10 protein-coding genes are annotated in these 14,059 nt (G+C 63.6%); 8 read left to right on the forward strand and 2 right to left on the reverse strand.

Annotated features, from left to right (window positions below):
- Positions 1 to 56 precede the first annotated feature (56 nt).
- Together carB and greA are read left to right on the forward strand one after the other, a co-directional pair.
- A complete protein-coding gene (carB, locus tag ACFQ2F_RS12160; RefSeq protein WP_379090213.1) occupies positions 57 to 3,473 on the forward strand; it encodes a carbamoyl-phosphate synthase large subunit in 3,417 nt (1,138 codons plus the stop codon).
- A 129-nt stretch (positions 3,474 to 3,602) separates the two neighbouring features.
- Positions 3,603 to 4,076, forward strand: coding sequence for a transcription elongation factor GreA (gene greA / locus ACFQ2F_RS12165; RefSeq protein WP_379090215.1), 474 nt, complete (start codon positions 3,603 to 3,605; stop codon positions 4,074 to 4,076).
- Positions 4,077 to 4,100: 24 nt separating this feature from the next.
- Here the strand turns inward: greA and ACFQ2F_RS12170 are convergent, their stop codons facing one another.
- Entirely contained in the window at positions 4,101 to 5,087 is a 987-nt protein-coding gene (locus tag ACFQ2F_RS12170) for an AraC family transcriptional regulator (RefSeq protein WP_379090217.1), read from the reverse strand.
- A 164-nt stretch (positions 5,088 to 5,251) separates the two neighbouring features.
- Here ACFQ2F_RS12170 and ACFQ2F_RS12175 point away from each other — a divergent pair, with 164 nt between their 5' ends.
- Both ACFQ2F_RS12175 and bla read left to right on the forward strand, forming a co-directional pair.
- On the forward strand, positions 5,252 to 5,716 hold the full coding sequence (locus tag ACFQ2F_RS12175) for a cupin domain-containing protein (RefSeq protein WP_379090219.1): 465 nt from the start codon (positions 5,252 to 5,254) through the stop codon (positions 5,714 to 5,716).
- Between the two features lie 58 nt (positions 5,717 to 5,774).
- A complete protein-coding gene (gene bla / locus ACFQ2F_RS12180) occupies positions 5,775 to 6,659 on the forward strand; it encodes a class A beta-lactamase (protein WP_379090221.1) in 885 nt (294 codons plus the stop codon).
- On the opposite strand, the gene glk is transcribed toward bla, so the two are convergent.
- Positions 6,656 to 7,666 (reverse strand): glucokinase, encoded by a 1,011-nt coding sequence (glk, locus tag ACFQ2F_RS12185; RefSeq protein WP_379090223.1) that lies wholly within the window; start codon positions 7,664 to 7,666, stop codon positions 6,656 to 6,658. The two genes, bla and glk, sit on opposite strands and share 4 nt — an antisense overlap.
- A gap of 244 nt (positions 7,667 to 7,910) precedes the next feature.
- On the opposite strand from glk, the gene ACFQ2F_RS12190 reads away from it, so the two are divergent.
- The 4 genes from ACFQ2F_RS12190 (at position 7,911) to fdhF (ending at position 14,048) form a co-directional block, all read left to right on the forward strand.
- Positions 7,911 to 8,834, forward strand: coding sequence for a LysR family transcriptional regulator (locus ACFQ2F_RS12190; protein ID WP_379090225.1), 924 nt, complete (start codon positions 7,911 to 7,913; stop codon positions 8,832 to 8,834).
- A 272-nt stretch (positions 8,835 to 9,106) separates the two neighbouring features.
- Positions 9,107 to 9,580 (forward strand): formate dehydrogenase subunit gamma, encoded by a 474-nt coding sequence (locus tag ACFQ2F_RS12195; RefSeq protein WP_379090227.1) that lies wholly within the window; start codon positions 9,107 to 9,109, stop codon positions 9,578 to 9,580.
- Positions 9,577 to 11,136, forward strand: coding sequence for a formate dehydrogenase beta subunit (locus ACFQ2F_RS12200; protein WP_379090229.1), 1,560 nt, complete (start codon positions 9,577 to 9,579; stop codon positions 11,134 to 11,136). Before ACFQ2F_RS12195 ends, ACFQ2F_RS12200 begins: the two co-directional genes overlap by 4 nt.
- A 59-nt stretch (positions 11,137 to 11,195) precedes the next feature.
- Positions 11,196 to 14,048: a formate dehydrogenase subunit alpha gene (gene fdhF / locus ACFQ2F_RS12205; RefSeq protein WP_379090231.1), complete on the forward strand. Its 2,853-nt coding sequence runs from the start codon at positions 11,196 to 11,198 to the stop codon at positions 14,046 to 14,048.
- Positions 14,049 to 14,059 lie beyond the last annotated feature (11 nt).

Genomic DNA, 14,059 nt, shown 5'->3' on the forward strand with positions numbered 1-14,059 from the left:
GGCTCACAGCGTTCGGCGCGACAAGAGCCGGCCGGCACAAGCACGCTTAGAGCCCTATGCCCAAACGCGAAGACATAAAGTCCATCCTGGTGATCGGGGCTGGACCCATCGTCATCGGCCAGGCCTGCGAGTTCGACTATTCCGGTACCCAAGCCTGCAAAGCCCTGAAAGAAGAGGGCTATCGGGTCATCCTGGTGAACTCGAACCCAGCCACCATCATGACCGATCCGGACGTGTCGGACGCCACCTATGTGGAGCCGATCACGCCCGCTTTCGTCGCCAAGATCATCGAGAAGGAGCGCCCCGACGCCCTGCTCCCCACCATGGGCGGGCAGACGGCACTGAACACGGCGCTCTCGCTGCAGAATTCCGGCGTTCTCAAGAAGTACGGCGTGGAGATGATCGGCGCCAATGCGGAAGCCATCGACAAGGCGGAAGACCGGGAAATGTTCCGCGAGGCGATGTCGCGGATCGGCCTGCAGTCGCCCCGCTCGCTCCTGGCGACGGCCACGGACCTGAAGCGCGCCGACAAGCAGAAGCGCCAGGCGGCGCTCGACAAGATCGCCGCCTCGGACATGAGCGAGGCGGAGAAGGACGACGCGATCGCCGCGTTCGAGAAGGATTGGGCGCAAGGCGAAAGCGAGCGCAAGCGGCGCTATCGCGACAAGGGAATGATCGAGGCGCTGGAAGCGCTATCCGAGATCGGCCTGCCGACCATCATCCGCCCCTCCTTCACGCTCGGCGGCACTGGCGGCGGCATCGCCTATAACCGCGACGAGTTCATCGAGATCGTGGAGCGCGGCCTCGACGCCTCTCCCACCTCGGAGGTGCTGATCGAGGAATCGGTTCTCGGGTGGAAGGAGTACGAGATGGAGGTCGTCCGGGATAAGGACGACAACTGCATCATCATCTGCTCCATCGAGAACATCGATCCCATGGGCGTGCATACGGGCGATTCCATCACCGTCGCCCCTGCCCTGACCCTGACCGACCGCGAATACCAGATCATGCGGAACGCCTCGCTGGCGGTGTTGCGCGAGATCGGGGTGGAGACCGGCGGGTCCAACGTGCAGTTCGCCGTGAATCCGGAAGACGGACGGCTGGTCATCATCGAGATGAACCCGCGGGTGTCGCGCTCTTCGGCGTTGGCCTCGAAGGCCACCGGCTTTCCCATCGCGAAGGTCGCCGCCAAGCTCGCCGTCGGCTACACCCTCGACGAGCTCGCCAACGACATCACGGGTGGGGCGACGCCGGCCTCCTTTGAGCCGACCATCGATTACGTGGTCACCAAGATTCCGCGCTTCGCGTTCGAGAAGTTCCCCGGCTCCGATCCGGTGCTCACCACCTCCATGAAGTCGGTCGGTGAGGCCATGGCCATCGGCCGAAGCTTCCCGGAGAGCCTGCAGAAGGCGCTTCGCTCCATGGAGACGGGGCTCACGGGCCTCGACGAGTATCACTTCGAAGGGCTCGGCCAGGGCGACGACAGCAACGTGATCCGGGCGGCGCTCGGCACGCCAACGCCGGATCGGCTGCTCAAGGTGGCGCAAGCCATGCGGCTCGGCTTCGACCAGGAGCTGGTCTACGAGTTCTGCAAGATCGACCCGTGGTTCTTGGGACAGATCCAGGACATCCTCCATTGGGAGGAACGGGTGCGCACTCACGGCCTGCCCGATAACGGCCCGCAGATGCGCAAGCTGAAGGCCATGGGCTTCTCTGACGAGCGGCTTGCGACCCTGACCGGCATGCCTGTGGAGGACGTCTCCAAGCACCGGCGCGATCTCGACGTGCACCCGGTCTATAAGCGCATCGACACCTGCGCGGCGGAGTTCGCCTCCCCCACCGCTTACATGTACTCGACCTACGAAGCGGATTTCGCCGGCGAGCGTGCCTGCGAGGCGCGGCCGTCGGACAAGGAGAAGATCATCATTCTCGGCGGCGGACCGAACCGCATCGGCCAGGGCATCGAGTTCGACTATTGCTGCTGTCACGCCGCCTTCTCGCTCTCGGCGAGCGGCTACGAGACCATCATGGTCAACTGCAATCCCGAGACGGTCTCTACCGATTACGACACCTCCGACCGGCTCTATTTCGAGCCGCTGACGGAAGAGGACGTGATCGAGATTATCCGCAAGGAGCAGGAGAACGGCAGCGTCAAAGGCGTGATCGTGCAGTTCGGCGGCCAGACGCCGCTGAAACTCGCAGCAGCCTTAGAGGCGGCCGACGTGCCGATCCTCGGCACGGCGCCGGACGCCATCGATCTGGCCGAGGACCGCGACCGCTTCCAGGCGCTGATCCAGAAGCTGGGCCTGCGCCAGCCGATCAACGGTATCGCGCGCTCCCAGCAGGAAGCCATGGATATCGCACGGTCAATCGGGTTCCCGCTGATCGTCCGGCCGTCCTATGTGCTGGGCGGGCGCGCCATGGAGATCGTCTTCGAAGAAGCCCAGCTTGAGCGCTACATCACCCAGGCCGTGGTGGTTTCCGGCAAGAGCCCGGTCCTGATCGACAGCTATCTGCGCGACGCCATCGAGGTCGACGTGGATGCGCTGTGCGACGGCGAAGACGTCTTCATCTGCGGCGTGATGGAGCATATCGAGCAGGCGGGCGTCCATTCCGGCGACAGCGCGTGCTCGCTGCCGCCCCACTCGTTGTCCGACGAGGCGATCGCCGAGATTGAAAAGCAGACCAAGCAGCTCGCCAAGGCGCTGCAGGTGGTCGGGCTGATGAACGTCCAGTACGCCATCCAGGACGGCGAGATCTACATCCTGGAGGTGAACCCGCGGGCGAGTCGCACGGTGCCGTTCGTCGCCAAGGTGATCGGCCGACCGATCGCGGCCATCGCAGCCCAGGTGATGTCCGGCAGGAAGCTCTCGGAGTTCGATCTCGCCAAGCGCGATCTCGACCATATCGCGGTGAAAGAGGCGGTCTTCCCGTTTGCCCGCTTCCCAGGCGTCGACCCCGTGCTGGGGCCGGAGATGCGCTCCACCGGCGAGGTGATGGGTATCGACAAGGATTACGGCATCGCCTTCGCCAAGAGCCAGCTCGGCGGGGGCAGCAAGCTACCGCTGTCCGGCACGGTCTTCATCTCGGTGAAGGATGCCGACAAGGCGGGCATGGTGGCGCCGGCGCGGGAGCTGGCCGAGATGGGCTTCACCATCCTGGCCACTCGCGGTACGCGGCGCTTCCTCGACGAGCAGGGAATTCCGTGCGAGCGGGTGAACAAGGTGCTGGAGGGGCGGCCCCATATCGTGGACGCCATCGCCAATGGCGAGGTGGACATGGTGTTCAATACCACCGAAGGCATGAAGGCGCTGGCCGACAGCTTCTCCATCCGCCGGACGGCCTTGCTCTACCATATCCCTTATTATACAACGCTTGCTGGCGCTTTAGCCGCGACTGAAGCGATCAAGGCGCTCCGAGCCGGAAGCTTGGAGGTGAGGCCGCTGCAAAGCTTCACCGCTGCGCGTACCTGATAAGCGCTTCTATTCTCGATTTGATTTGCGCTTTCATTCGCCGCGTTGTTGGCGAAGGGTTTCTTTTGTGACTTTAATTTGAAGACCGATATCCGGTGGTTCCGGAAAATGCCGAGGAGCTAGCTGACGATGGAAAAGGTGCCGATGACCGCGGAGGGCTTCGAGGCGCTTGAGGCTGAAATCAAGCACCTGAAGACCGTCGAACGCCCGCGTATCATCAAAGCGATCGCCGAGGCGCGCGAGCATGGCGACCTGTCGGAGAACGCCGAATATCACGCGGCGAAGGAACAACAGGGCATGACCGAGGCGCGCGTCGCCGACCTCGAGGACAAGCTCTCCCGCGCCGAGGTGATCGACGTCTCCAAGCTTTCCGGCAATCAGGTGATGTTCGGCGCGACTGTCACGCTGATCGACGAGGATACCGAGCAGAAGGTGAAGTACCGGATCGTCGGCGAGATCGAGGCGAACGTGAAGGAGGGCAAGATCTCCATCGGCTCTCCGATCGCGCGCGCGCTTCTGAACAAGCACAAGGGCGATGTGGTGGAGGTCTCCACCCCGGGCGGCGGCAAGTCCTACGAGATCGTCAAGGTCGAGTTTAAGTAACCCGACCGGCTCTCCCTCTACAGCCTATTGGGTCAGGCGGCGCCGCCAGCTAAGCGGCGACTCGCCCGTCCAGCGCCGGAAGGCTCGGGTGAAATGGGCAGGGTCCGAATAGCCGAGCTCATAGGCGATCTCGGTGATCGGTACGTTCACCTCCCTCAGCCGGTCCCGCGCCTCGTCCAGCAAGGTTCGCTGGGCCAGCGCTTCGAAGCTCATCCCCTGCTCCGAAAGACGGCGCTGCAAGGTCCGGCGTGAAAGGCCGAGCCTGCCGGCCACCCTGTCGATGCCCGCATCGCCCTGGTCGAGCTGCAGCAGCAGGATATGCCGGACCACCGCAGCGAGCTCCGTCTCGGGCGGAACGGCCGGATAGTCCGGCTCGCGATCTTGGGGTGGACGCGGATTGGGCAGCTCCAGCAGCCCGGCCGGGAAGACGACGGCAGCCCGATCACCGCTGACGACATCGCCCGCAACGACATCCTCGATCTGCCGGCGGCCGTCGAACCGGCCCGCCACCTCCACCCGATGGGGCGTCCATTTCGGCCCGGCGAAGTAGCGAAGCAGCGCGATCATGTAGCCGATGGCCAGCATCTCGTTCTTCTGCTGACCCAAGCCCAGATTCTTCGTCACGCAATAGGTCCACTTGGCCCATCGCCCTTCCACGGTCAGCGCGATGGTGGTCGCGCCCTGCAGGAGGCTAGCCAGCGAACGGCTGCTTTCGAGGATCGCATCGCCAAGGGTCGGCAAGGTGATGAGGTGCGCGCCATAGGCGCCGAGGCCCGGAATACCGGCTTCCGTCGAAAGGCGGACCGCCAGGCTGTGATCGCCGATGCTCCGCGCCGCCGTCTCGAGCAGCCGGAACTGATCGCGCAGCAGGATCAGGCGATGGGGTTGCTCAAGCAGGGTGAGGGGCAGCTCCGCCTTCTGAAAGACGCTCACGATGGAGCCGCCGGACGCCGCGACAATATCGGCGATCGGCCCGACCGTGCTGGCCTTGGTGAGCGCGTAGCTGCGCATCGCTGCTTCCCCTCGCATCCGGCTGGCGCCGATCTTTTGGCACCAAATGGCAAGTGCATTCCGTCGGGAATTCTACCGTCCCTCCCCATCGCTGCCGATGGGAAATTGCCCAAAGAAGAATGCCCCGGGCCGGCAGGAAACGATAACCCGAAAAGGAGGATGCAATGCCCACCAAGGCGTTCGACGACACTCACATCAATTGGCGGACCATCGACGGTATCGATCACCTCGCCTACCACATCTGCGAGGTCGACGCCGAGAACGGCACGGTCGATCTGCTGTTCAAGTTCGACGCCAACTCGAAGATCGCGTTGCATAATCACATGGTGCCCTACCGGACTCTGATCCTGCAGGGCGAGCTCCGGATCTATCGCGCCAACGGCGAGCTGAAGGAGATCCGGCCCGTTGGCAGCTATGTCTCCGCCGGGCCCGGCGAGAGCCACACGGAAGGCGGCGGCGATCAGGACGTCATCGCCTTCTTCTCCAACCGCAATGTGAAGGATGTGGTCTACGAGATCCTCGACGAGAACCGGGAGGTGGTCGCCACGTTCGGTATTCCGGAGTTCTCAGCCCTTCTGGAAGAGCAGAAGGCGGCCGGCGAACAGTGCAACGAGCCGTTCCCGGTCTAGCGCAACAAGGAAAGCGGCCGGACGCTTTTCGGTCGCTTTCCTGCTCTAGACGAGCGCCATGATCACTCGCCGTACCTTCGTCCAAGGCGCCGCCGCGCTCTCGCTCCTCGCCGTGCCAGGTGTCGCCCGCGCCGCCACTTTCGCCCTCTCATCCGATGAGGGACTCACCTCACAATTCGCTGGAATCGAAAAGCAAACCGGCTGCCGCCTCGGCGTTTCCGTCTACGATAGCGGATCAGGCATGCGGGCTAGCCATCGCGGCGATGAGCGGTTTCCCATGTGCAGCACGTTCAAGTTTCTCGCCGCCGCGGCGGTGCTGAAACAGGTGGACGAGGGCAAGGCGTCTCTCGACGAGACATTCCTGGTGACCGAGGACGAGATGCTGGAATACGCACCGGTCACCGAGAAGCAGATCGGCGAGAAAATGACCCTCGGTGCGCTCTGCGATGCCATCGTGACCTGGAGCGACAACCCGGCCGCCAATCTTGTTCTGAAGCGTCTCGGCGGTCCGCAAGCCGTCACGGAGTTCGCCCAGTCCCTCGGGGACGACAAGACCCGGCTCGACCGCTACGAGCTCGCGCTCAACAACGTGCCGCCCGGCGACAAGCGGGACACGACCACGCCGAACGCCATGGTCCACACGCTCGACAGTCTCGTTCGGGGTGACGCCCTCTCCGACGGATCGCGCCGGAGGCTGATTGGCTGGCTGGTGCATAATCACACAGGCGACAGGCGAATCCGGGCGGGGCTGCCGAAAGACTGGCAGGTCGGCGACAAGACGGGCACGGGGCCACGCGGCTCCACCAACGATGTCGGCGTGGCCTGGCCGCCCAACGGCAAGCCGGTTTTCATCGCGGTCTATCTGACCGACAGCGAGGCGGAGATCGAAAAGCGGGAAGCGGCCATTGCTGCAGTGGCCGAGGCGGTGGTGAAAGCGCGCTAGGCGACGCCGATCAGGGCCTCGTCGCCCCGGCGGATGGCTTCACGGAGTGCTGCCGCCGCGCCCTGAAGCGCCGGTGCTTTCGCGCCGATGACGTAGATTGGGATCGAAGACAGGAACGCTTCGCGCATCCGCCCCTTGGCTTCGAAGTGACTGCGGAATTCGCCCTTCTTCAGAATGTCGAGGATGCGCATGGGGATGCCGCCACCGAGATAGACGCCGCCCCGAGCGCCCAGCATGAGGGCTGCGTCGCCTGCGAAGCTGCCGAGCCAGGCCACGAAGTGCTCCAGGGTCTCCACGGCGACAGGATCGCTGCCCGCCTTCGCCCGCTCCACGATCTCAGGCGCGTCCAGATCCTCCGCCTCCTGGCCGCGTTCGGCCGCGACACACTGGTAGAGATCGCAGATACCGAGTCCCGAGATGACGCGCTCGGCCGAGAGATGCTCGCGGTCGCTCATCATGCGGTTCAAGAGCGAGATGTGGCCGAGATGGACCGGCGCCAGATTGATATGGCCTCCCTCGCCCGGCACGGCGATCCAGCCCGCTTCCGACCAGACGAGGCCGGCCGTGCCGAGACCCGTTCCGGGACCGAGCACCAGCTTGGTGGCCTTTTCCACCGGCGCGACACCGCCGATCTGGGTGAGGTCTTCGTCGGCGATATAGGGGAGCGACATGGCCAGCGCCTGAAAGTCGTTCAGCACCAGCAGCCCGTCGAGCCCCATGGCCTTCGCCAGCGCCTTGCGCTCGAAGCTCCAGGGCGAGTTGGTGAAATCGACGGTCTCGCCGGTGACGGGAGCCGCGACTGCAAGCGCCGCCTTCTTGGGCGGATTGGCAAGCGACTTGGCGTAGCCGGTCGCCGCCTCGACGATGCTTTCATGCTCGGCGCATGAGAAGCTCTGAAAATCGGAAAGCTTAAGCGTCGTGAGATCGGCGACGGCGAAGCGCGCATTGGTGCCGCCGATATCGGCAACGATGGCGCGGGTGGCCGCGGTATCGATCGAATCCTGCAAACTCTCATCCCCTCGCCTGCGCACGCATCCGCAATGCAACGCCTTCAGCTAACCTCAAGGTCCGCTCTCGTCTCGGTCGCATCTATGACCCGATGATGAGGGCAAACCCGCGCCGATGTGTCGTCATCGCGCAACGCGTCTGCTTTAACGGAAATGCTTTGTCTATTGAAGGGGATGGCCGCAGAGATCAGAATTCAAATGCGCTTGGGGACGCACGCGGTGAGAGGAGGCCTTTCGAGGCGGCATGATCGACAAACTGGAATTTATTATCGCCCTGGCCCGGGAGCGGCATTTCGGTCGGGCGGCGGAAGCCTGCGGCGTCAGCCAGCCGACCCTGTCTGCCGGCATCAAGCAGCTCGAGGAGGTGCTTGGCGTGCTTCTCGTGCAGCGCGGCTCGCGCTTCCAGGGGCTGACCCCTGAGGGCGAGCGCGTGCTCGACTGGGCGCGGCGGATCGTCGGCGACACGCGCGCCATGCGCCAGGAGATCGAGTCGCTGAAACATGGGCTTACGGGCCATATTCGGATCGCGGCGATCCCCACGGCCCTTGCCATGGTGGCCATGATCACGACGCCCTACAGGTCGCGCCATCCGAATGTCAGCTTCACCGTGCTGACCCGGACCTCCATGGAGGTGCTGGGGATGCTGGAGAATCTGGAGATCGATGCGGGGCTCACCTATCTCGACAACGAGCCGCTCGGGCGGGTGAAGGCTGTGCCGCTCTATGACGAGCATTACCGGCTCCTGCTGGCGGCGGACCACCCGCTTGCCGGCCGCTCCTCGGTCACCTGGGAGGAAGCCGGCCAGATCCCGCTTTGCCTGCTCACTCCGGACATGCAGCACCGCCGAATCATCGACGGCCTGCTGAGCGCGTCGGGCACCCAAACCGTGCCGACCCTGGAATCGGATTCCATGGTGGCCCTGTTCGCCCATGTGCGGACCGGTCAGTGGGCCAGCGTCATGCCGGCAAAATTGGCGCAAGTCATGGGCTTAACGGCGACCATGCAGGCGATCCCCATCGTGGAGCCGGAGGTCTCTCACAGCATCGGTCTGGTGGTGCCCCAGCGCGATCCCATGACCCCGCTGATCAACGCGCTCGTACAGGAGGCGCAGCAATTGGCACCCATGCTGAACGACCTCGCACCGCCGCCGACGGCGAAGAGCTCCTAAGGCCGCGGGCCGAAAAAATATTCTTGAGAAATTTGGAGGTACCCCTGCCCCTGTCGCACCCCCGGCAGGACGGGCTGGGCCTCTGTTCAGAGCCCTTCAGTTCCTAGAATCTCTCTATTATTTCAATTGCTTATTCGTTGGGCACTTGTCGCGCCGGCATGACACCGCCGTATCAAAACGATAGGCAAATCCTATCGGCCGATAGGGTCTCTTTGTTGATTCTAAAGGGGTTTATCGCCATCTTTTGGATGAGTTCTAGGGAGCAAAGCGGCATGCACAATTATGAGCCATTCGAAGCTGACCGCGCCGCCGAAATAATCGATAAGCACAAGGCGCGCGAAGGAGCGACATTGCCCATCCTGCACGATATGCAGGAGGTGTTCGGCCATATACCGGACGCAGCTGTGGTGATGATCGCTGAAGCTTTGAATCTGTCACGGGCCGAAGTTCATGGCACTGTGACCTTTTACCACGATTTCCGGAAAGAGGTTCCGGGCCGGCGAGTCCTGAAGGTTTGCCGGGCGGAATCCTGCCAGGCGGCCGGCGGCGACGCCATCGCCGACCAGATCGAAAAGCGTCTCGGCGTGGAGCTGGGCGGCACGACGACAGACCGCCGGGTAACTGTGGACGCCGTCTATTGCCTCGGCCTCTGCCATAGCTCCCCCACCGCAATGCTGGACGACAAGGTTTACGCCCTTCTCGACGAAGAGAAGACGGATGCCCTCTGCGCGGAGGCCGAGCGATGAGCGTGAAGCTTTTCATTTCCCGCGATGCGGGCGCGCTGGCGCTGGGCGCCGAAGAGGTGGCCCGCAAGATCGCCGACAAGGCCGAGGAAAAGGGTCTCGATATCGAGATCGTACGTCCCGGCTCCCGCGGCATGTTCTGGCTTGAGCCGCTGGTCGAAGTCGAGCGGCCGGAAGGTCGGATCGGCTACGGCCCGATCGAGGAGAGCGATGTCGACGGGCTGTTCGATGCAAACTTTCTCGAAGGCGGCGATCACGACAAGAGTCTCGGGCTTGTAGAGGAAATCCCCTTCTTCAAGAGTCAGACTCGCCTGACCTTCCAGCGGGTTGGCATTGTCGATCCGCGCTCGATCGAGGATTACAAGGCCACCGGCGGCTATGTCGGCCTGAAGAAGGCCATCGAGATGGGGCCGGAAGCCATCGTGGAGGCAGTCACCAAGTCGGGCCTGCGCGGCCGCGGCGGTGCGGGCTTCCCCACCGGCATCAAGTGGCGGACCGTGAACCAGGCCTCCGCCCCGCAGAAATACATCGTCTGCAACGCCGACGAGGGCGATAGCGGCACCTTCGCCGACCGGATGCTCATGGAAGGCGATCCCTTCATGCTCATTGAGGGCATGACGATCTCCGGCATCGCGGTGGGCGCCACCAAGGGTTACATCTACATCCGCTCCGAATATCCCCACGCCATCGAGGCCATGAACGCGGCTATTGAGAAGGCGCGAGAAGAAGGCACCCTGGGCGATAACATTCTCGGCTCGCCCTACTCCTACGACATGGAAGTGCGCGTGGGCGCCGGCGCCTATGTCTGCGGCGAGGAGACTTCGCTGCTGGACAGCCTGGAAGGCAAGCGCGGCGAAGTTCGCGCCAAGCCGCCGCTGCCGGCCCATATCGGCCTGTTCGGCAAACCGACGGTGATCAACAACGTGCTGTCGCTGGGCGCGGTACCGCACATTCTCGCCGACGGCGCGGAGTATTATCAGGAGTTCGGCGAGGGCAAATCCCGCGGAACTCTGCCGATCCAGCTCGCCGGCAACATCAAATATGGCGGCGTCTACGAGACGGCCTTCGGCGTGAGCCTGGGCGAGCTCGTCAACGAGATCGGCGGCGGCACGCGTTCGGGACGACCGGTGCGCGCGGTCCAGGTGGGCGGCCCGCTGGGCGCCTATTTCCCGCCGGAACTGTTCGACACGCCGTTCGGCTACGAGGAATTCGCCGCCAAGGACGGACTGATCGGACATGGCGGCGTCGTCGTATTCGATGACACGGTGGATATGGCGAAGATGGCCCGTTTCGCGATGGAGTTCTGCGCCATCGAATCTTGCGGCAAGTGCACGCCTTGCCGGATCGGTTCCTCCCGCGGGATGGAGCTGATGGACAAGATCGTGGCGAACGACGACCGGGCGGCCAACCTGATCGTGCTGGAGGATCTCTGCAACACGATGAAATTTGGATCACTTTGCGCCCTTGGCGGGTTTACCCCCTACCCAGTGATGAGCGCATTGACACATTTTCCGGAGGATTTCGGCGCCGATCCGTCGCGCCTGGAAGCCGCCGAGTAGAGACGAGAGACAACCCAGACTGAGATGAGATCTTTGGGATTTGAGGTGAGGACGCACACATGTCGCTGATTCAGGAAACCGATTACGGCACCCCCCGCTCGAAATCGGAAGAGATGGTGACGCTGACGATCGACGGCGTCGAGCTATCGGTACCGGCGGGAACCTCCATCATGCGCGCGGCGATGGAGATGGGGACGGAAATCCCCAAGCTTTGCGCTTCCGACATGCTGGAGTCTTTCGGCTCCTGCCGGCTCTGCCTGGTGGAGATCGAGGGCAAGGCGGGCACGCCGGCGTCCTGTACCACCGAAGTGGCGCCGGGCATGGTCGTGCATACCCAGACCGACCGGCTGAAGCGCCTGCGCAAGGGCGTGATGGAGCTCTACATCTCCGAACATCCGCTGGACTGCCTGACCTGCTCCGCCAATGGCGATTGCGAGCTTCAGGATCAGGCCGGCGCGGTCGGCCTGCGCGATGTGCGCTACGGCTATGACGGCAAGAAGCACCCCAATTCGGGTGTCGACGAATCCAACCCCTATTTCACCTACGAGCCTTCCAAGTGCATCGTCTGCTCGCGCTGCGTGCGGGCCTGTGAGGAAGTTCAGGGCACGTTCGCGCTCACCATCGCCGGCCGCGGCTTCGACAGCCGGGTTTCGGCCAGCATGGAAGAGCCCTTCATGGATTCCGAATGCGTCTCCTGCGGCGCCTGCGTGCAGGCCTGCCCGACGGCGACGCTGAACGAGAAATCGGTCATCGAGATCGGCACGCCGGAGCATTCGGTGGTCACCACCTGCGCCTATTGCGGCGTGGGCTGCGCCTTCAAGGCGGAGATGCGCGGCGAGGAAGTCGTCCGCATGCTTCCCTACAAGGACGGCAAGGCAAACCGCGGACATTCCTGCGTGAAGGGCCGCTTCGCCTGGGGCTATGCGAGCCACAAGGACCGCATCACCAAGCCGATGATCCGCGAGAAGGTCACCGATCCGTGGCAGGAGTGCTCCTGGGAAGAGGCGATCCAATTCGCCGCCAACAAGTTCAAGGGCATTCAGGAGAAATACGGCAAGGGCGCCGTGGGCGGCATCACGTCTTCCCGCTGCACTAATGAGGAGACCTATCTGGTCCAGAAGCTGGTGCGCGCGGCCTTCGGCAACAACAATGTCGATACCTGCGCCCGGGTCTGCCATTCGCCGACCGGCTACGGTTTGAAGACGACCTTCGGCACGTCTGCCGGCACCCAGGATTTCGACTCGGTAGAATATTCCGACGTCGTGATGGTGATCGGCGCCAACCCGACGGACGGCCATCCGGTGTTCGCTTCGCGCATGAAGAAGCGTCTGCGCGAGGGCGCCAAGCTGATTGTCGCCGATCCGCGCAAGATCGATCTGGTCGAGAGCCCTCATGTGAAGGCCGACCAGCATCTGCAGCTGAAGCCGGGCACCAACGTCGCCCTGCTCACCTCCATGGCCCATGTGGTCGTGACCGAGGGGCTGGTGAACGAGAGCTTCGTGCGCGAGCGCTGCGACTGGGAGGATTTCCAGGAGTGGGCGAGCTTCGTGGCCGAGGATCGCAACAGCCCTGAGAACATGGAGCAGTACACCGGCGTTCCGGCCGAGACCGTGCGCGGCGCGGCCCGTCTCTATGCCACGGGCGGCAACGCGGCGATCTACTATGGCTTGGGCGTTACGGAGCACAGCCAGGGCTCCACGACGGTGATGGCCATCGCCAACCTCGCCATGGCGACCGGTAATATCGGCCGCGAGGGCGTTGGCGTGAACCCCTTGCGCGGTCAGAACAACGTGCAGGGCTCCTGCGACATGGGCTCCTTCCCTCACGAGCTTCCCGGCTACCGTCATGTGTCGAACGACCATGTGCGCGAGCTGTTCGAGGAGCTTTGGGGCAAGCCCATCGACAAGGAGCCGGGCCTGCGCATCCCGAACATGATGGATGCCGCCATCGAAGGCAGCTTCAAGGGCATGTACATCCAGGGCGAGGACATTCTGCAGTCCGACCCCGATACCAAGCACATGGTGGCCGGGCTTTCGTCCATGGAATGCGTCGTCGTGCAGGATCTCTTCCTGATCGAGACGGCAAACTACGCCCATGTCTTCCTGCCGGGCTCCACCTTCCTGGAGAAAAACGGCACCTTCACCAACGCCGAGCGCCGCATTCAGCCGGTGCGCAAGGTGATGGCCCCGAAGAACGGCTATGAGGACTGGGAGATCACCCAGATGCTCGCCAACGCCATGGATTATCCCATGAACTACAGCCATCCTTCGGAGATCATGGACGAGATCGCGGCGCTGACCCCGACCTTCGCCAATGTCAGCTTCGACAAGCTGGACAAGGAAGGCTCGATCCAGTGGCCTTGCAACGACAAGGCGCCGGAGGGTACCCCGGTCATGCATATCGACGAGTTCGTGCGCGGCCGCGGCAAGTTCGTCATCACCGAATACGTGCCGACGGACGAGAAGAGCGGTCCCCGCTTCCCGCTACTGCTCACCACGGGCCGTATCCTCACCCAGTACAATGTGGGCGCACAGACCCGCCGCACGGCGAACTCCGAATGGCATGAGGAGGACGTGCTGGAGATCCATCCGCACGATGCCGAGCAGCGCGGTGTCCGCGATCAGGACTGGGTGAAGCTGCAGAGCCGGTCGGGCGCCACGACGCTTCGGGCGAAGATCTCCGAGCGTATGGCCCCGGGCGTGGTCTACACGACCTTCCACCACCCGAAGACGCAGGCCAACGTGGTCACCACGGAGTATTCGGACTGGGCAACGAACTGCCCCGAATACAAGGTGACGGCGGTACAGGTCATGCCGTCCAACGGGCCCAGCGAGTGGCAGGAGGAGTACGAGGAGTTCACCCGCAAATCGCGGCGGATCGCCGAGACTCCCGAGGTCGTTGCAGCCGAATAGGCAGGAGGTCT

Source organism: Methyloligella solikamskensis (genome assembly GCF_042676065.1).
Taxonomy (GTDB): domain Bacteria; phylum Pseudomonadota; class Alphaproteobacteria; order Rhizobiales; family Methyloligellaceae; genus Methyloligella; species Methyloligella solikamskensis.

Coding starts and splice junctions, on each gene's coding strand:
- carB (WP_379090213.1), top strand. CDS start 57: ATGCCCAAACGCGAAGACATAAAGTCCATCCTGGTGATCGGGGCTGGA.
- greA (WP_379090215.1), top strand. CDS start 3,603: ATGGAAAAGGTGCCGATGACCGCGGAGGGCTTCGAGGCGCTTGAGGCT.
- ACFQ2F_RS12170 (WP_379090217.1), bottom strand. CDS start 5,087: ATGCGCAGCTACGCGCTCACCAAGGCCAGCACGGTCGGGCCGATCGCC.
- ACFQ2F_RS12175 (WP_379090219.1), top strand. CDS start 5,252: ATGCCCACCAAGGCGTTCGACGACACTCACATCAATTGGCGGACCATC.
- bla (WP_379090221.1), top strand. CDS start 5,775: ATGATCACTCGCCGTACCTTCGTCCAAGGCGCCGCCGCGCTCTCGCTC.
- ACFQ2F_RS12190 (WP_379090225.1), top strand. CDS start 7,911: ATGATCGACAAACTGGAATTTATTATCGCCCTGGCCCGGGAGCGGCAT.
- ACFQ2F_RS12195 (WP_379090227.1), top strand. CDS start 9,107: ATGCACAATTATGAGCCATTCGAAGCTGACCGCGCCGCCGAAATAATC.
- ACFQ2F_RS12200 (WP_379090229.1), top strand. CDS start 9,577: ATGAGCGTGAAGCTTTTCATTTCCCGCGATGCGGGCGCGCTGGCGCTG.
- fdhF (WP_379090231.1), top strand. CDS start 11,196: ATGTCGCTGATTCAGGAAACCGATTACGGCACCCCCCGCTCGAAATCG.